We start from the raw sequence: 16,731 nt of genomic DNA on the forward strand, positions 1-16,731 counted from the left end.
CCGTAGCTCAGCCTGGTAGAGCGGCGGGCTCTTAACCCGTAGAGGCGGGGCTTGGCCCGTTTCCCGCCGCGGAAGTCCCGGGTTCAAATCCCGGCGGGCCCGCCACACAGCAGCACGGGCTCCTACAACTTTACCTCCCCCTTCTACCCTCTAGCGGGGACCCCGAGGCTTGAAGTTAGCAGTCGTAGGTTTGGGCTACGTAGGCTTGCCCCTAGCGACAGCGCTCGCCGCTAGAGGATTCAAAGTAGTAGGGATAGACATCGATGAGAAAAAGGTAGAAAAGATAAACAAAGGCATAGCCCCAATAGAGGAGCCCAAGCTGCCGGAATTGTTAAAAGACGTGGTCTCGAAAGGACTGTTGAAGGCTACAACTAACTACGACGTTATACAAGAAACCGAAGCTGCAATAATAGCAGTCCCTACGCCCGTGAAGGAGGGGAGGGCAGACCTAAACTACTTGGAGTCTGCACTTAAGGAAATCGGTAAGAGGATGAAGGAAGGCTACCTGGTAGTGATAGAGTCGACCATCCCTCCGGGTACCACCCAAGGGCTGGCGAAGAGGGTCTTGGAAGAGGCGAGTGGCCTAGAACACGGCGACTTCTACTTGGCCCACGCCCCCGAGAGGCTAGCGCCCGGAAGAGCCATGGATGAGCTCTTCAAGGTACCCAAACTTGTGGGAGGTTTGACGGAAGAAGACTCCAAGAGAGCGGCGGCCATCTACTCTAAACTGACCGAGGGAGGCGTAATAATCACTACGGCGATAAATGCAGAAATTAGCAAGCTTGCCGAAAACACCTTTCGGGACCTCAACATAGCTTTTGCAAACGCCCTCGCCCTGTTGGCCGAGAAGCTTGGAGCGGACGTGTGGGAAGTGATAAGGCTGGCGAACACTCATCCCAGAGTAAACATACACCTACCCGGACCTGGCGTGGGAGGGCCGTGCTTGACGAAAGATCCATATATGTTGGCAGAATCTATGGAAGAAATTTCAAAAAACCTGATAATCACAGCAAGGAAAATAAACGAGAGTATGCCATATCACTTCGCAGAACTCGTCAAAAATATGACAAAACCAGGGGAGAAGGTGGCGCTGCTGGGGCTAGCCTACAAAGGTGGGGTCGACGATATCCGAGAAAGCCCTACTCTGAAGATATATGAAATCCTCAAAGATGACTACGAGGTCGTCGTTCACGACCCCTACGTTAAGGAGGCACCTATACCATTTACTAACGACCTCTTGAGTGCAGTCAAAGGCGCCAGTTTGATAGCCGTGGTCACTGACCATCCAGACTACAAGGAGGTGGACTGGGGCGAGATAGCAAAGGTAGTCAAGGAAAAGAAGATACTGGACGGCAGGAACGTAGTACCTAAGGAAGAAGTGTTGAAATTTGGTTTCGTTTACAAGGCGCTGGGAGTGGGCACTTGATAACTGTAGTCGTCGGCACGCGGCCAGAAATAATAAAGATGGCCCCCATCGTCTTGGAGTTGGAAGAGAGAGGGATCGAATACACATTCGTCCATACGGGCCAGCACTACGACTACGAAATGTCAAAAATATTCATAGAGGAGTTGGGACTGCCTGAGCCCCACTACAGCTTCGAGCTAAAGGGTTCTACGCCCGGCGAACAAATAGGCGAAATGATAATCCATCTCGACAAAATATCGCAAAAGAAAAAGCCCAAGGTTGTGGCTGTCCAAGGAGACACAAACAGTATGGTCGCCGCCGCTATAGCAGCGCTGAAAGTAGGAGCGGAGGTGGCCCACGTCGAGGCTGGGCTCAGGAGCTACGACTGGAGAATGCCAGAAGAACACAACAGGAGGATGATAGACCACGTATCCAAATACCTCTTCGCTCCTACCGAAGACGCCAAGAAAAACTTGGAAGAGGAAGTGGTCTACGGCGAAATTTACGTAACCGGTAACACTGTAATTGACGCGTTGGATAAGTATATGGATTTGGTAGAGAGGAAGTCAAAGAGCTTGTTGGAAAATATTCCGTTCGACGAGTTCGGTATAGTCACGTTTCACAGAGCCGAAAACGTGGATAACCCTCAAACGTTAAAGGATTTCGTTAGGATACTCGAGAGGTCTCCCATACCTCTGGTATATCCCGTTCACCCAAGAACTAAGAAGAGGTTACTCGAGTTCGGCTTGTGGGAAAGGGTAAGGAGCATATCCCACTTGGTGATCACAGACCCCCTAGGTTACTTAGAGTTCATAGGCTTATTAAAGAACGCCAAAATAGTCTTGTCGGACTCCGGAGGGCTGCAAGAGGAAGTAACTCACCCTAAGATTCGTAAACGAATAATAGTTCTGAGGACGTCCACCGAGAGGCCGGAGGCCATAAAGAGCGGGTTCGCTTACGTGGTGGGGACAAACCCGGTCGTAGTGCTGGCCACTCTGGAGAGGGCGCTCAGCGAGAGCGCTCCCCTTCCAGAAACCTCGCCCTTCGGGGACGGCAAAGCTGGTAAGAGGATAGTGGATGTCTTAGAGAGGGTCGCGTCGTGAAGGTGTGTATGCGCGTCGTGAACGTTGAGGGCGAATGTGCCGCAGGCTACGAGGTCGGAGATGAAATATGTTTCGAGGACTTCAAGCTAGTTCGATTCACAAAGCCCGTTTGCTTGCACTTGCTGGCCTCCGCCTTACACGTGGTGTACGCTATGTTAAAAGGGATAAACCCCGAGGAGATGGGGTTCGAGGACGGGTTGTTGAGGTGCCCAGACCCGAGGAGAGGGAGCGTTACGGTGAAGTTGGAAAGGCTGTGATACTGGAGACATCCGTACTTTTTGTGATCAGCTTGCTGCCCCCTTACTTAGAAGCGGTCCTGGGCTTCTTAGCGGCGTGGTATTTTTACTCCCGCATAATGCTGCTCGGACCCTTTGAGGGGAACTTTGGGCGGCTCTTGGCATTCCTAATTACTGCTCTCCCTTGCTCTCTGTTGTCGTTCGCCCTAGCTGACGTAAACCTCTTCTACGGCCTTCTCATAATGCTGGTATATTGGGTGAGAATTTGGAAGTAACTCTCGCCTACAACGTTCCTAAGCCGTTCGGTGGAGCTTATGTGCATTTGTTAAACAACGTCTTGAGTGCTTACAGAGCGGGGTTCGCGGTAAGGATCTTCCCTCGCACGGGGATATCCAAGTACGTAAAAGAGGACTTGAAGTTTTTGGGTTTCGACGTCGAGGTCGAAGAGACCGACGAGGTAAGGGGGCTGGTGTACTTACGTCCCTCGGATATAAGGAGCGACTTTAAGTACTTTAAGAACATAAAGAACATTGACGTAATAGAGGTTAATTCTATGCCTATGTGGCTCGCGGCCGAGGGGGCTACGGGCAACAAAGGTATGCTTAAATTCCTAGCCTCAATTATTAGGGACATATTGGTTAGGATGATGATAATGAGGTCTAAAAGAGTGATTACGGTTAGTTCTATCGCGGCCAAATTATTGAAAAGGGAAACGATGGTCGAGCCGAAGGTCGTTCCTAACCAGCCTCTACCCGGCATGGGAGAGAGGGTTGGAAAAGGCAAGTACTTGTGCTTCCCTTCCTCATATTACTACAGCTACCAAGGCTTAGACGTGTTCTTAAGGGCCGTAAAGTTGTACGGCCTCAAAGATCATGTATTGTTAATAGGTAAAAGTAACGTCAGCGGGTTGAAGAGCGTGACTGCGAACGGAGTTAAGGAGCTCGTAAAGGCCTACTCCCAATGTAAGGCAATAGTGTCTCCACACAAGGACAGCACCCCCGTGCCGTTTTTCGGCTCCCCCACAAAGGTAGTGGACGCTCTGGGCTCAAGGAAACCCTTGGTGGTTTCGGATCTACCAAGCATACGGGAAACTATAGAGGCGAACTTGAAGAGTGGGTGGGACTGTATAAGGTTCGTAAAGAGCGGGGACCCCGTCAGTTTGGGGGAAGCAATGATAGAGGTTCTAAAGGCTGGGCCGGAATGCGACTATGAGTTAGGAGAGGGCCCGATAACTCGTTTCTGGAGGGAGCTTTACAGCGAAGAGGCCAAGTAGCTCGCGTAGCGACGGCTGAGAAGCCTCCGGTTGTACTTCTCCTCCGCAAGCCTCCGGGCCCTCGCCCCCGCCTCCGAGCAGACCTCCAAACACTCCTTCAACTTCTCTCCAAGCTCGTCCGGAGAGCCCGCGTAAACGCCTATGCCCTCCTCCTCCACCAACCGCTTCAGCTCTCCCCTCGGCGGGCCGTAGGCGAAAATGCAGAGCCCCAGAGCCATGTAATCGTAGGTCTTGAGAGGTATCGTCATCTCATAGGTCCTCCCCCTCCAAGGCCTTGGTATTATGCCTATCGAGCGTTTGCACCCCACCTCCTTCAAACGCTCGTACGACACCCTCCCGATTCCGCCATACTTCTCTGAGCCGGGGCCCACCGCGGTGAGCTTCAAGCCCACCTCCCTAGCAACGCTTAAGAACGGCCTTAGGGGCAAGTAAGGGTTGGAAAAATCCGCGAAGAGCACGGCCCCAAGGCGTCTCTCGCCGCCCTCGCACTTGAGGAGCTCCGGATCCGTCCCGTTCTCCACGACCAAAACCCTCTTGCCCGTAAGCCTCTCATAGTGTTCTGCTATGCTCTGAGTGGTGGCGACCAACAAGCGGCTTCGCCTCAGCTTTCGTAGGTACAAAGCAACCACTGGGAGCGTCGTCAACCTCTTCAAGGGGCCCCCCTCTTCAGCATAGACGTCCCAAGGGTCCCTCAAGTCGCCTACCAGCCGAACGCCCCCGGCGGCGAGTGCGACGTAGGCGGGAGGGGTGCTATAGAGCACGACGTCGTCAATTATCTTTTGGGGACTCAAGTATGTTAGCCTACTCTTCGGTAAATTCATCTCCTTTACTTCAAATCCCTCTTCTATTAGGGCGTCCTTCAAGTACTTCATCCTCAGGGCCGGAGGGGAGTCCCGCGAACCGGCGGAGTAGAGAAGCGTAATTCTCAACGCGGCGACCCCGGCTATACCCAGCTTGGGTCTTTTACGGGTAAGTTACATGAGGCATGTGTTAGCTTTGCTCGCTTCCGTAGCCCTCGCTTTCGCCTTGACTAACGAAACCATAAAGCTCGGTTACCGAAGCATTGTGGACTACTTCATCAAGGCTCAACAACCATGCGGAGGATTTTTTGATTGTAATGCTAATTACTACCGCAGCGACGCGCTCGCAGCTTACTACCTCAGCCCAGAAAACCCCTTGGCATTAGATGCAGCAGAGGTCTTCGTGAAGGACGTCTACTTGAACGAGTATGACCTCTGGGAACTTCTGGACCCCCACAACAAGATATACACGTGGTGGCCCTTATTCAACGCGCTGGCGCTGCTTAGTTCCAACAGAAGTAACGACTTTGTAATCGCCGTAGAGAACATAATAAACAAAAACTTCGGTCCTAAAGGTTTAAAAATAAGTCTTCCCCTCTATTATCAGAACTATTTCGGCAAGATACCGTACGACCTAATGTCCACCCTCTTAGCGCTGACAATAGCTAAGAAGAGCGAGGTTGTTGACAAAAACTTAGACTTTGAGAAGTTAAACTCCGTGCTAGACCCCGACTTCTGGACGTATTTGGAAAGGTATCTAAGAGGAGAAATAAATGCCCGCCTCCGCAAAGATTACGTCGTCGCTTGGCTGTCTTTGCTCGCCATGGGCTATAGCGAAAAACTTAGAGCTGATATTTGCGAAATCCTCAACCAGACCTACTTTAAGAAAATATATTACTCGTACACCAACTTGACTCCGGTTAACTTGGACGCGCAGTCGACCTCCCTATTGATCGACGCCTCGTTGACTTGTGCCGTCTTTGGTCACCTTAAGTCCAATTACGCGAGGAAGGTAGCAGAGTGGTTGTTGGAGTCTTACATAATAACGAATGACGGAGCGTGGCCTCGGAAAGCCGAAGCGCTCTCTGCTTTGAGGACGCTGCTGGGGCTGCCCTCCTTGAGTTTCGAGCTCGTTTCTACTGAGAAGTGGCCACAGAAGAAGGTCGTGAAGGACCCCAAAGGCACGGTTCAATCCATAATCACGGTCACCTCCGTCAAAACAATCCGCGAGACCGTAACTTTGAGCTCCTCAACGAGCACTAAGAGAATAGAGGTAGGGCTGCCCTCCGGCAGCCTCCTGGGGCTTTTGCCCTTTGGGGCGAGAGGGCTCAGTAGTAGAAAGAGAAGAGGACCTTCATGCTCCGGTACGCCTTGTTCCAGGTAGCGAGACAACCTGCCTTCCCAGAGGTCAACAACTCCTTGAGCATTTCTACCTCCTCCCTCCACCCCTTCGCCGGCTCGCTCAGAGTTATGCGATTGCCCTCGACCGTCGGCGAGTAGCGAGAGCAGAGTTCCTCGCACCTCTTCGCCCACCGAGCGGACTCTCCATAAAGCTCGACGCGCTTGAAGTCGTACACCCTAACGCCGACTTCGCCGCCGACGAAAACTTCAATTAACTCTTTTTCGACGTCCTTTGAGTTTAAAGAAGTGTAAACTATGCTCGAGAGACCCCGCTCGAAAGCTATAGAGGCTGACCACACGTCAGTGTCGTACAAGCTTGCGTTGTCGGGCGGGACAAAGATTGCAGACCCCTTAAGCACTTGTCTGTCTTCAAAGATGGCCAAGGAGTAGTCTACGAAGTGACAGCCCTCGCCCAGGTACCTCCCGCCCTCCTCGGGCGAATAGACCCAGTGGTCCTTGGGCAACTTCCCGGCGGCCACTCGATAGGTGAGCGAAGCGGCCTTGTCGCCAACGATTTCCTTGAGCAACTGCGTTACCGGAGAACACCTCCTGTTAAAGCCAACCACTACTTCTTTCCCGCTCTCTTTCACGAGCTCGTTTACCTCTTCCAACTGATCAAGGGTCAACACCGGAGGCTTCTCAACGTATATCACAGAGGCTTTGGAGTTCAATAGAGCGTCCTTGAGTATTGGGTAGTGCTGGCTGTGACGGGTAGCAATGATTATTAGGTTTTCTTCCCTCTCCAAGACGTCTTTATAATTCGTCGTAGAGAACTTGAAGCCCTTCTTGAGCAGTTCCTTTGCCTTGAGGGGGTCAGTCACGGCGACTCCGTTTAGCTCGAAAACTTCCTTGACTATTGGGTATAGGACGTTAGACGCAAAGCTCCCAAACCCTATGAACGACGCTGTAGGCTTAGACGTCTTCCTCACGACCGCCACGGAAGCGCCTTCGGTTAATTCGATGAGGGACGTTATTCTGCTCTCCTTTAGGTACTTCTCGTAGTCATAGGAGATCAAGGCAGTCAAGCCGTTGACCTTACCATCTAGGAGATCTTGATAGGCTCTCGGGGCGTCGTCGATCGGGTACACGGCTCCTATGACCCCCTCCAGATCAACGTAACCCTCGGCCAACAACCTCAAGTACTCTTTCATGTTCCTCTCCTCAGTCCAACGGACATAGCCTATAGGGTAGTCTACCCCGCCCAGCTCGTAAACTGGGTCGTACCTACCGGGGCCGTAGGACACGGATATCTTGATCTCCGCGTCCTTCAAGTACATCCGTGTCCGATCGAACTGCATCGGGAAGGCTCCCAACACTACGACCTTACCCCTGTGTCTCAACATGTCCAAGGCTAAGTCTATCAATCCCGGCTTGTCCGAGGAGGCCGCAATGATCACGGCGTCCGCCCCGAAGCCTTCTGTTAGTTCTAGTACCTTCTCTACGGGGTTCACCGAGGTGCTGTTGAACGCCCGGACGCCCTTGGACTTTGCCAGCTCCACCCTCTTGTCGTTTATATCAAACCCTACGACTTTTAAGTTGTAGGACTTGGCTATCTGAGCCGCTAAGTTACCTATAAGGCCTAGACCGATTATAGCCACTGTATCCCCTTGGTGGAGCTCGGCCCTCCTGACGCCCTGAAGCGCTATGGACCCGAGGGCTACGGTCGAGGCTTCTTTCAAGTTCAAGCCTTCTGGAAGCCTCACCGCGAGTCTCCTCGGAGTCGCGTTCAGTTCCGCGTGGCTCGCAAAGCCGACTCCGGCTATAGCAACTGCGTCTCCCTTGTTGATGTCCATAACTCCGCTCCCCTTTCCTATCACGTAGCCGCTGGCGCTGTAGCCACTGAACCTCCCCTTTACGGCTATCTCCTTTGCCTTTTGATAGTACTTAAGCAGCTCCTTCAAGCCCCCCTCACGCATCTTTTGTAAAGCCAAACGTGCGTAGTAGGGGTTCTCCAAGACCATCCTCACCGGCTTTGGCAAGGGAAGCTTGTCGAGAAACCAACCGTCCTTGGCTCTCTTGGCCCTCAAGGAGGCCAGCTCGGTGCCGGCGCTTATGGCCGAGTAGGCCGTCGCCACTAGGACCGAATTGTCCCCTACGCGGGGAGGAGGAACTTCCTCCACGACTACCTTAGACCCCTTAATTACTACCGCTTTCATTGCCCTCCACCTTCTTCCACTCTTTCATCAACCGCTCAAGCTCTTCTTCGAACTTCTTCTCGAGCTCGGGAAGGGGCACCGGCCTGGGCCTCTTGCTAACCGTAACGACCGCCCATAATATCAGAACGGCTATTGTTGAGTTAACCACCGTTAAGTAAACCCTCAATAAAGTCAAGAAAGTCTCGGGCGGCGTGAGCCACGTAAGGGCCATTAAGATTAGATAAGCTACAACCACGATCAATATAATTAGTGTAAACGTATTGGATTTGTCCATAACCTACGACGCCCTTCTCGGGGACGTCAAACAGTCAAAAACTCTTTTGTGAGAGTTTCGGGTTCTACGAAACACAAGGGGTCCTCGGCCCACGGGTCTCCGAACATCGCGTAGGCCCTTCCCCTACTACCGCCGCCACAGACATCTTTGTAAGGACAGTTGCCGCACTTACCCTTAAGGTAGCGTCCAATGTTTAAGAACGGTTCGAGACTAGGGTTATCCTTCCTTAATATTTCTCTTAGGCTCTTCTCCCTTACGTTGCCTAACGAGACCCAGTCTATGAATTGACAAGGCTTGACCTCTCCGTTGGGGTAAATGCTGACGCTCTTCCTCCCACAGTCGCCTTGAGCTTGGAGCATCTTGAGGTATTCTTTAAACTCTTCCTCGTCCTTAGCTAACTTCTTGGCTATGTATATTCCCATGAAGTTTCCTCTGACTATAAGTATTTCAAGTTGGTCAGCGTACTCACGGGCCAAGTCGATGACCGTATCCGCCATCCACTTAAGTTGTTCCTTGGTCGGCAACCAATCCTTTATCTCTTCGCCCCTCCCGATAGTGTCCAATAAGTAGAATGACACCCTCTTTATACCGTTCTCTGCGCTCCACCTAACTATGTCAGGTACTTCCTTCACGTTGTAGCGGGTTATGGTAGTCCTTATCCCCACGTCTAGGCCTGCCTCTATGCTGTTCTTTATCCCCTCTAAGGTTGCCTTGAAGGCCCCAGGGACGCCTCTGAACTTGTCGTGGTAGGCCGGAACTATCGAATCTATTGAAATACCTACATAGGAGAAGTTGTAATCCTTCAGCATCCTAGCTACATCCTTTGTTATGAGAGTTCCATTGGTGCTTAAGGATAATTTGGGGAAAGGAGCTTTGGCCATAGGTTCTATTATTTCCCAGAAGTCTTTCCGGATTAGGGGCTCACCTCCGGAAAGGATGACCAGTGGTATCCTCATTTCAACCATTTCCTCGCTCAAGCGCTTAGCCTCTTCTGTAGTGAGTTCGTTGGGATCTTGGCGCGCCTTAGCCCTTATGTAGCAGTGAAGACAGCGCAAGTTACATTGGTACGTAAGGTTCCAGAACACGAGGGGACGGAAGTAATCGGTGAACTGGGAGGGCTTCTTTCGGTGGTACACGCCTTTTATTTTCGTAGAGACGGTCCCCCTTCCGACAACCATAGTGGTTACCGGTATCAACTCGTAAAACCCAAGCGTACTCAGTGTATGCACACTTAAATATGCCAGTTTTACGCCTTGGCCAGAACGCCGCCCCAAATTATCGGCAACAGAACTGTAGCGTCCCCATACACTACTACGCTCTTCCCCTCGGGCTTCAGCTTGCCCCAAGTTATAGCCTCCCGGGGCCGCGCGCCGCTTAAGCTACCGTCGAACTCCTGCGCAGTAGTTAAGTAGACGGCGTAGTCAAGACCTCCCTTAAACTGATTCCACCAAATTACGTGGTGTTTGCTTATTCCGCCCCCGATTATGAGGGCCGCAGACCTCTTGCTACGGAAGACCATATCCGACAACAACTTTTCGTCGGCTAACACGTCGATGCAGAAGTCCTTTCCTTGTAACTTGAGTTCTTCTGAATAAGTGAAGATCGAGGTCCCGAAGGCCCCGTCGGTTATGCCCGGAACTATCATTGGGACCTTACGCTCCCACGCCGCCCTCAATATGGAGTTTTCGTCTCTCAACCTCCTTCCAACTTCCCATATCAGTTCGTGAGGGGCCACTCTCGTCTTTCCCAGCTCTCTCAGCACGCCCTTAACGAACTTCTCCACAGGAGGCCCGTAGTTCTCTACCGGTATAAAGACGTTACCCAAACGGTGTATCTCAAGCTTCGCTAACACGACGTCATCGGCCTCAAAGAAACCTTTGTAGTACTTGTGTCCCAAGGACCTGGCGACGTCGTGGTCCAGAGCGCCGCAAGTAGTAATAACGACGTCGAAGTATCCTGAGCGCACCATCTGTGCCAACAGCCCCCGAAGTCCCGTGGCCACTAAATTTGCAGTGAATGATAAGAACCTCAAGTCGCTGTTCTTCAGTCCTTCGCTCAGAACTTCGACCGCATTACAAACGTCAGCCGCCGTAAAGCCGTGGACTTTGCAGTACTTTTCTATTAAATCGGCTACTGTATCACTCTCGCTTACTCTCACGTCCTCTATCGGTTGTTTTATGAATTCTTCTCTGCTCAAGCGTCCGCCCTCGGAGCCCTTGGTTTTACAGCTTTTATGCTGTCTCGGACAACCCGAAGGGGAGTTAGGTGTTGGAAGATAACTTCTTAGAGGTTGCTATCAAGAAGTTCTTAGAAGAAATGGGCGAGGACCCGAACAGACCCGGTCTGAACGAGACCCCTGAGAGGTACGTGAGGGCCCTAAAGGAGCTCTTCAAAGGTCTAGGGTCGCCGAAGCCCGACGTAAAGACGTTTAAGACCGAGTACCCCCTCGGGGAGCACGACTTAATAGTAGTTAAGAACGTATCCTTCAGTTCTTTGTGCGAACACCACTTACTCCCGATATTGGGTAGGGCCTCCATCGTGTACCACCCTAAGAGGGACGAAGTCATCGGGCTGAGCAAAATACCTAGAATAGTAAAGTGGTTGGCCAAGAGACCAGTGTTACAAGAGAGGTTCACTGCCATGATAGCAGACGAAATAATGAAGGCGGGGGCCAGGGGAGTTTACGTTTTGGTTAGGGCGAAGCACTCTTGTGTAGCTGTTAGGGGCGTAGAGGACCCGGACGTAGAAATGATTACCGAAGCGGTTAGAGGTACATTAGAAACAAACCCGAACTTGTTGGAAAGGGCGAGAAAGCTGGTGTTAGACTAATGCTAGGTAAGGCTTTTCGTCGGTGCTGACTACGGTTTGTTTTGCCATGGCCTTTCTCACGTGCTTGGGTAAGGAGAACATCCCTAGGTGCGTGATCCCGTCATAGTACTTGAGCTCCCCCTCTATCCTTTCCTTTATGAGTTGGTCGACCTCGTGGGGCTCCAACGAGCTCGGGTCTGGGCCCTTGGAACCCCAGACGAAACCCCAAGTGGCGTCAAAGGCTTGTACGAACGAATGATAACCCCCGGCCTTCTCGTAGACCTCCTTGACTGTTCTATAAACCACCGTAAACACGTCCAAGGTGTATGAGGTCGAGGTGGCTTGCGTAACCATTATCCCGCCGTCTTTGAGGACCTTCCTCACTAACTCGTAAAACTCCTTGGTGTAGAGCTTAGCCGCCGGGGCTCCTTCCGTTGGGTCTACGAGGTCTATTATTACGACGTCGTACGTGCTCTCGGGGCTCTTCTCCAAGAACTTGCGGCCGTCCTCTACGACTAGTTCAACCCTAGGGTCGTCGAACGCCCCTTGGTGCCACTCGGGTAGGTACTGCTTGCTCACCTTTATGACTTCTTCGTCCAAGTCCACCATAGTCACCTTTTTGACTTCCTTGTGTTTTAATACCTCCCTCAAGGTGGCCCCCTCTCCGCCCCCCAGTATGAGGACTTCCGAGGGGCTCGGATGAGCTAACATGACCGGGTGGACCAAAGACTCGTGATAGATCCACTCGTCCGATTCGCTCGACTGGATCTTCCCGTCCAGTATTAACGCTTTACCAACGTTGCACAACCTTGCGACGACTATCTCTTGGTACTTACTCTTACCCACGTATAGCGTTTCTACAAGGCCGTGCGCGTGCATGGAACACGGCGACTGGACTTCCAAGAACCAGTTGAACGTCTTTAGCGGAACTCTGTACATCCTCTCTCCCCCGGCCATTTTTGAAAGGCTGGAAGTTATCTGGGCTTTGGTGATAGAGATGCTAGAAGAGGTACCCCTCCACGACCCTGAAGAGCTGAAGAACTTCGTCGGGTCGTTGAGTTGCGATGAAATACGGAATCTAATCGAAGAGGCAAAGCGGTACTTCGGTAGGGACGAAGAGGTCATGGACTCCGTAGGGGGCGTGGTCTTCCACGGAGACGTCCACGGCGACGTAGATACGTTGTACAGGATATGGGACCAAATAGGTATAGAAAAGGTTCTAGACAAACTCAAGCTGGTTTTCTTGGGGGATTACGTAGACAGAGGCGAGCACCAGCTCGAAGCCTTAACATTGGTCTTGGCCCTAAAGGCAATGAGGCCCGAAGAAGTAGTAGTGTTGAGGGGGAACCATGAGCCGCCGGAGTGGTTACCGCCCTTCCCCCACGACTTCCCTGACGTGCTCGCCTCTAGGTGCGGTCCTACAAAGGGAAACGAAATATACAAGGTAGCCCTAGATCTGTTCAACGCCATGCCGGTATTGGCTCTGATAGACGACGTGGTGGCCCTTCACGGGGGTCCTCCCGTGTCGAAGGTATTAGAGGGCTGTGAGGGCGAGGAGTGCGTCAAGGGGTTTGACCGGAGGAGCTTGGAAGAGGTGTTGTGGAGCGACCCGGACGAGCTGGTGGACGGGAGGCTCTGTTCGTGGGACGACCCTCCCAAGCGTTGCGTGGGGGGCAACCCTCGAGGCGCCGGAGCAGTCTGGGGGGCGGGCTTGACTAGAGAGTTCCTAGAGAGGCTCGATTCAAAGTACATCGTAAGGGGCCACACTGCGGTAGACGGGTTCGCGGTATCCCACAACAACCGTGTGTACACGTTGTTCACGAGGTCCGGGCCCCCATACTATAACGCGAACGCCGCCGCGCTGCTACTGAAGAGGAACAGCTTCAACGTCGTGGTGGTCCCTGCGCTACCAATTCTTTGAGCAGCCTACAAAAGAATCCTCGGCATACTATATAATCCATACTAGAGGATCTGTTAAGGGCGTCAACTCGTGAAGGGGAGTATATCCAAAATTGTGCTAGCTTATTCAGGAGGGCTAGACACTTCAGTGGCCGTGGCTTGGTTGAAAGAGAGGTTCGGGGCTGAAGTAATAACAGTAACCGTGGATGTCGGCCAGAAGGAAAACTTTAAAGAGATAGAAGAGAGAGCGTATAAGGCCGGCGCTTCGAAGCATTACCTAATTGACGCGAAGGAGGAGTTCGTTAACAAGTATATAAGGCCGGCAATAATAGCGAACGCTTTGTACGAGGAGGTATACCCCTTAGGTACCGCGCTGGCCAGGCCACTAATAGGAGAAAAAGTGATAGAAATAGCTAGGAAGGAGGGGGCAGATGCGGTAGCACATGGAGCCACTAGCAAGGGTAACGATCAAGTAAGGTTCGAAGCAGCTTTCAAGGCGCTGGCTCCCGACATAAAGATAATAGCTCCAATAAGGATGTGGGGTATGAATAGAAAGGAGGAGTACGATTTCGCAAAGAAGAAAGGGATTCCGATAAGCGATGAGTCAAAGAAATACAGTATCGACGAGAATTTGTGGTCTAGGAGTATAGAGGGCGGCGAGCTGGAGGACCCTTGGCAAGAGCCGGCAGAGGAGGCCTTCGAGTGGACCGTGGCTCCCGAGAGGGCTCCGGAAGAGCCCACGTACCTAACGATTACATTTGAGGAAGGTATCCCAGTTGCCTTAGACGGCAAGAAGATGAACTTGATTGAGATAGTAGATACTCTTAACAAGTTGGCTGGAGGACACGGGTACGGACGTGTCGACCACATGGAGAACAGAATAGTAGGGCTTAAAAGCAGAGAAGTTTACGAGGCGCCGGCTGCCCTTACAATAATAAATTCCAAGAAGGATTTAGAGAAGTTAGTCCTCAACAAGAGGGAGTACAGAGTCAAGAGGGCTCTGGACTCCTACTGGGCGGACCTAGTTTACGAGGGGCTCTGGTTTGACCCCATAAGGATCGCCCTCGACAGTACGCTAAGTGAGTTGAGTAAGAATGTTAACGGAGACGTCAGGGTGAAGTTGTACAAAGGCACCATGCGCGTAGTAGGGCGGAGGAGTCCCAACGCAATATACGATAAGGCCATAAGCAGTTACGAAAGCGAGTGGTTCCCCAGCGACGAGATGGCCAGAGGATTCATAGACGCTTGGCTCATGGACAGCATAATCAGCTTTAGGAGAAGGTACTTGAAGTAAGGTATCTCTTTATCGGATCTTCGAACGGAGGCTTCTCCACCCTAACTTCTTTAACCTCTCCGAAACCCAAGCTGGCGTTGGAACCTAGCCCGAAGTATCGAGAGTACTTGAGCGCCCACAGCAGTTTGAGCGCCAAGTCTTCCTCCATAATGCCGTAGTAACTAACGTTACCCGAGAACGCGGGGATCTCGTCGCCCTTGTGTATCTTAAACATAGAGAAGCGGGGGCGACCTCCAACCACTTCCAGTTTGGAAGAAGCAGAGTCCGCAAAATCCTTCAAGTTCGAGCCAGTAACTTCGCTCATCTTCTTAAACAAAGAGTACACTGCGCGGGGGGCTGAAGGCAAGGGGACCCACGCTCCGTGGAAGCGGTAAAGCGTGGGACCGTGGGTCACCCGGAAGAATATCGCGACGGGCTCTTCGATCCCCTTAGGAGGGGGCTCCACTTCCACAGTTTTTACGTCCACTTTTACTGGTGTTGTGTATTCTAAATTCAGCAGCCCTTCGGCCAGCTTGGCGGGGGCGTTAACGCCCTCGCCCCAGAAGTTCACCTTGAAGGAAATTTGAGAGCCCGGCTTGACCTCCGTGCTGAGCTTTTCTGGGGGGATCACGTGGAAGGGAAAGTCCGGGTCTACGTCAACGCTCTTGAACGCGTCGAAGACTATCTTCGCCGCGAACACGCCTTTCCAGACCCTAATTTTCTTTAACTCTGTTACTTGTAGGGTCACGTCCACACTGGCTATCAACTTTCCCCGCCCGCTCGCGCGTTAGCGACTAGTAACGCTTGCTTAAGAGCGGTACAGTAAGGCTCATAGCTCCCTCCCAGAGCAGCTTCGAAGGGAAGTTCGTGTTCAACGCGAAAGACTTTATCAAGAAAAAGACAGAAGAAATAAGGAAACTCGTTGGAAACGAAAAGGTTTTAGCAGCAGTCAGCGGGGGCGTGGACTCAACGACTGCTGCAGCCCTCGCCTACAAAGCTCTAGGTCCAGAACAGATAAAGGTAATATTCATTGATACCGGGTTCATGCGCAAAAACGAGCCGGAATGGGTCAAAGGAGTCCTCAAAGACGTCATGCCTATAGAAATAATTGACGCCAAAGAGCGCTTCTTCAAAGCGGTAGAGGGATTAAGCGACGCAGAAGAAAAGAGAAAGACGTTCAGAGAGGTGTTTTATCAAGTGCTCTCAGAGGAGGCCAAGAGGTGGGGGGCCAGCTGGCTAGTACAAGGTACCACGGCCCCGGATTGGATAGAAACCACCGGGGGGATCAAGACCCAACACAACGTCTTGGAACAGCTGGGGATAAACGTTAGGGAGAAGTGGGGCTTCAAGTTGTTAGAGCCCCTAGTAGACCTCTACAAAGACGAAGTAAGGGCCGTGGCCAGGGCGTTAGGGCTCCCGGAGGAGATAGCCTCCCGCCAACCCTTCCCGGGCCCGGGCTTGTTGGTACGGATACCGGGCCCCGTCACCGAGGAGAAGCTGAAGCTTCTCAAGGACGTTACAGAGGTAGTAGAAAGAGAGCTGGAGAAGTTCGAGCCCAGCCAGTACTTCGCAGCCATATGGGAGGACCGAATCGGACCTAAGGTTTCTGACAACCCAGAGGCTTACTTGTTTGAGGGCGTGAAGGCTACCGGAGTCAAGGGCGACATACGGGCATACGGCCCGGTGGCCCTCCTCAAGAGCTTTGACTGGAACGAAGTCTTCGAGTATTGGAAGGAGATAATTCATAAGGATAAAGAAGTAACGCACGTCGTCGCCGAGGTCAACGAACGCGAAGGAGGAAAATACACAGTCTCAATTAGAGCGATCCTGACAGATAACTTCATGACGGCGGACGTACTCAGATTAGATAAAGACACGTTAGAGAAGATTGCGGAAAAGATAATGCAACTCAGCCCGAAGATCAAAAGGGTAGTATACGACGTAACGCCCAAGCCTCCGGCGACCATAGAGTACGAGTAAGGGCTCGCTCGCGTTAGCTGCGATCACCGCCTCACCACACACCACCCCGCTCATCGCCTCGGCATTCAACGCCTTCTTCATCAACCCGGAACTCAGGGGGCGACACTCCTCATCAGCACGCTT

General features: G+C 52.2%; 17 protein-coding genes. 10 read left to right on the top strand and 7 right to left on the bottom strand.

The genetic code is table 11. From position 1 onward, the window contains the following. Positions 1-169: 169 nt before the first annotated feature. Genes AC1HCZ_RS06500 through AC1HCZ_RS06520 form a run of 5 tightly spaced genes read left to right on the top strand, consistent with a single transcriptional unit; the run spans position 170 to position 4,017 of the window. Positions 170-1,426 carry a nucleotide sugar dehydrogenase gene (locus AC1HCZ_RS06500; RefSeq protein WP_479462729.1) on the top strand — a complete coding sequence of 419 codons (1,257 nt, stop codon included), beginning with the start codon at positions 170-172 and terminating at the stop codon, positions 1,424-1,426. Then, on the top strand, positions 1,423-2,508 hold the full coding sequence (gene wecB, locus AC1HCZ_RS06505) for a non-hydrolyzing UDP-N-acetylglucosamine 2-epimerase (protein ID WP_479462730.1): 1,086 nt from the start codon (positions 1,423-1,425) through the stop codon (positions 2,506-2,508). The genes AC1HCZ_RS06500 and wecB overlap by 4 nt, the downstream gene beginning before the upstream one ends. After that, complete coding sequence (locus tag AC1HCZ_RS06510; RefSeq protein WP_479462731.1) at positions 2,505-2,765, top strand: TIGR04076 family protein; 261 nt, start codon at positions 2,505-2,507, stop codon at positions 2,763-2,765. Before wecB ends, AC1HCZ_RS06510 begins: the two co-directional genes overlap by 4 nt. Then, on the top strand, positions 2,714-3,019 hold the full coding sequence (locus AC1HCZ_RS06515) for a hypothetical protein (protein WP_479462732.1): 306 nt from the start codon (positions 2,714-2,716) through the stop codon (positions 3,017-3,019). The genes AC1HCZ_RS06510 and AC1HCZ_RS06515 overlap by 52 nt, the downstream gene beginning before the upstream one ends. After that, positions 3,010-4,017, top strand: coding sequence for a glycosyltransferase (locus AC1HCZ_RS06520; RefSeq protein WP_479462733.1), 1,008 nt, complete (start codon positions 3,010-3,012; stop codon positions 4,015-4,017). Before AC1HCZ_RS06515 ends, AC1HCZ_RS06520 begins: the two co-directional genes overlap by 10 nt. Here the strand turns inward: AC1HCZ_RS06520 and AC1HCZ_RS06525 are convergent. After that, positions 3,996-4,946, bottom strand: a complete 951-nt coding sequence (locus AC1HCZ_RS06525; RefSeq protein WP_479462734.1) for a glycosyltransferase family protein — start codon at positions 4,944-4,946, stop codon at positions 3,996-3,998. The two genes, AC1HCZ_RS06520 and AC1HCZ_RS06525, sit on opposite strands and share 22 nt — an antisense overlap. 49 nt (positions 4,947-4,995) lie before the next feature. On the opposite strand from AC1HCZ_RS06525, the gene AC1HCZ_RS06530 reads away from it, so the two are divergent. Continuing rightward, the gene (locus AC1HCZ_RS06530; protein ID WP_479462735.1) at positions 4,996-6,201 is read left to right on the top strand and encodes a hypothetical protein; all 1,206 of its coding nucleotides are present in this window, start codon (positions 4,996-4,998) and stop codon (positions 6,199-6,201) included. Here the strand turns inward: AC1HCZ_RS06530 and AC1HCZ_RS06535 are convergent. The 4 genes from AC1HCZ_RS06535 to AC1HCZ_RS06550 are packed head-to-tail and all read right to left on the bottom strand — an operon-like array spanning position 6,146 to position 10,845. Next, positions 6,146-8,374, bottom strand: a complete 2,229-nt coding sequence (locus AC1HCZ_RS06535; RefSeq protein WP_479462736.1) for a bi-domain-containing oxidoreductase — start codon at positions 8,372-8,374, stop codon at positions 6,146-6,148. The genes AC1HCZ_RS06530 and AC1HCZ_RS06535 overlap by 56 nt on opposite strands. Further along, positions 8,355-8,648: a hypothetical protein gene (locus AC1HCZ_RS06540; RefSeq protein ID WP_479462737.1), complete on the bottom strand. Its 294-nt coding sequence runs from the start codon at positions 8,646-8,648 to the stop codon at positions 8,355-8,357. The genes AC1HCZ_RS06535 and AC1HCZ_RS06540 overlap by 20 nt, the downstream gene beginning before the upstream one ends. 26 nt (positions 8,649-8,674) lie before the next feature. After that, positions 8,675-9,844, bottom strand: a complete 1,170-nt coding sequence (locus AC1HCZ_RS06545; RefSeq protein ID WP_479462738.1) for a radical SAM protein — start codon at positions 9,842-9,844, stop codon at positions 8,675-8,677. Between the two features lie 50 nt (positions 9,845-9,894). Next, the gene (locus AC1HCZ_RS06550) at positions 9,895-10,845 is read right to left on the bottom strand and encodes a deoxyhypusine synthase (RefSeq protein WP_479462739.1); all 951 of its coding nucleotides are present in this window, start codon (positions 10,843-10,845) and stop codon (positions 9,895-9,897) included. A 71-nt stretch (positions 10,846-10,916) separates the two neighbouring features. On the opposite strand from AC1HCZ_RS06550, the gene folE reads away from it, so the two are divergent. Continuing rightward, positions 10,917-11,477 carry a GTP cyclohydrolase I gene (gene folE, locus AC1HCZ_RS06555; RefSeq protein WP_479462740.1) on the top strand — a complete coding sequence of 187 codons (561 nt, stop codon included), beginning with the start codon at positions 10,917-10,919 and terminating at the stop codon, positions 11,475-11,477. Here the strand turns inward: folE and speE are convergent. Beyond that, the gene (speE, locus tag AC1HCZ_RS06560) at positions 11,469-12,395 is read right to left on the bottom strand and encodes a polyamine aminopropyltransferase (RefSeq protein ID WP_479462741.1); all 927 of its coding nucleotides are present in this window, start codon (positions 12,393-12,395) and stop codon (positions 11,469-11,471) included. The genes folE and speE overlap by 9 nt on opposite strands. Between speE and AC1HCZ_RS06565 the strand changes: the two genes are divergently transcribed. Beyond that, a complete protein-coding gene (locus tag AC1HCZ_RS06565; protein WP_479462742.1) occupies positions 12,367-13,377 on the top strand; it encodes a metallophosphoesterase family protein in 1,011 nt (336 codons plus the stop codon). The genes speE and AC1HCZ_RS06565 overlap by 29 nt on opposite strands. Positions 13,378-13,458: 81 nt before the next feature. Next, positions 13,459-14,649, top strand: a complete 1,191-nt coding sequence (locus tag AC1HCZ_RS06570; protein WP_479462799.1) for an argininosuccinate synthase — start codon at positions 13,459-13,461, stop codon at positions 14,647-14,649. On the opposite strand, the gene cas6 is transcribed toward AC1HCZ_RS06570, so the two are convergent. Next, positions 14,627-15,394 carry a CRISPR system precrRNA processing endoribonuclease RAMP protein Cas6 gene (gene cas6 / locus AC1HCZ_RS06575; RefSeq protein WP_479462743.1) on the bottom strand — a complete coding sequence of 256 codons (768 nt, stop codon included), beginning with the start codon at positions 15,392-15,394 and terminating at the stop codon, positions 14,627-14,629. The genes AC1HCZ_RS06570 and cas6 overlap by 23 nt on opposite strands. 101 nt (positions 15,395-15,495) lie before the next feature. On the opposite strand from cas6, the gene AC1HCZ_RS06580 reads away from it, so the two are divergent. After that, a complete protein-coding gene (locus AC1HCZ_RS06580) occupies positions 15,496-16,608 on the top strand; it encodes a GMP synthase (glutamine-hydrolyzing) (protein WP_479462800.1) in 1,113 nt (370 codons plus the stop codon). The last annotated feature ends 123 nt before the right edge of the window (positions 16,609-16,731 follow it).

This window comes from Ignicoccus sp., assembly GCF_056435145.1.

Bases quoted from the DNA above. Each gene is read 5' to 3' on its own strand.
- AC1HCZ_RS06530 (WP_479462735.1), top strand. From the start codon at position 4,996: ATGAGGCATGTGTTAGCTTTGCTCGCTTCCGTAGCCCTCGCTTTCGCC.
- AC1HCZ_RS06535 (WP_479462736.1), bottom strand. From the start codon at position 8,374: ATGAAAGCGGTAGTAATTAAGGGGTCTAAGGTAGTCGTGGAGGAAGTT.
- AC1HCZ_RS06540 (WP_479462737.1), bottom strand. From the start codon at position 8,648: ATGGACAAATCCAATACGTTTACACTAATTATATTGATCGTGGTTGTA.
- speE (WP_479462741.1), bottom strand. From the start codon at position 12,395: ATGTACAGAGTTCCGCTAAAGACGTTCAACTGGTTCTTGGAAGTCCAG.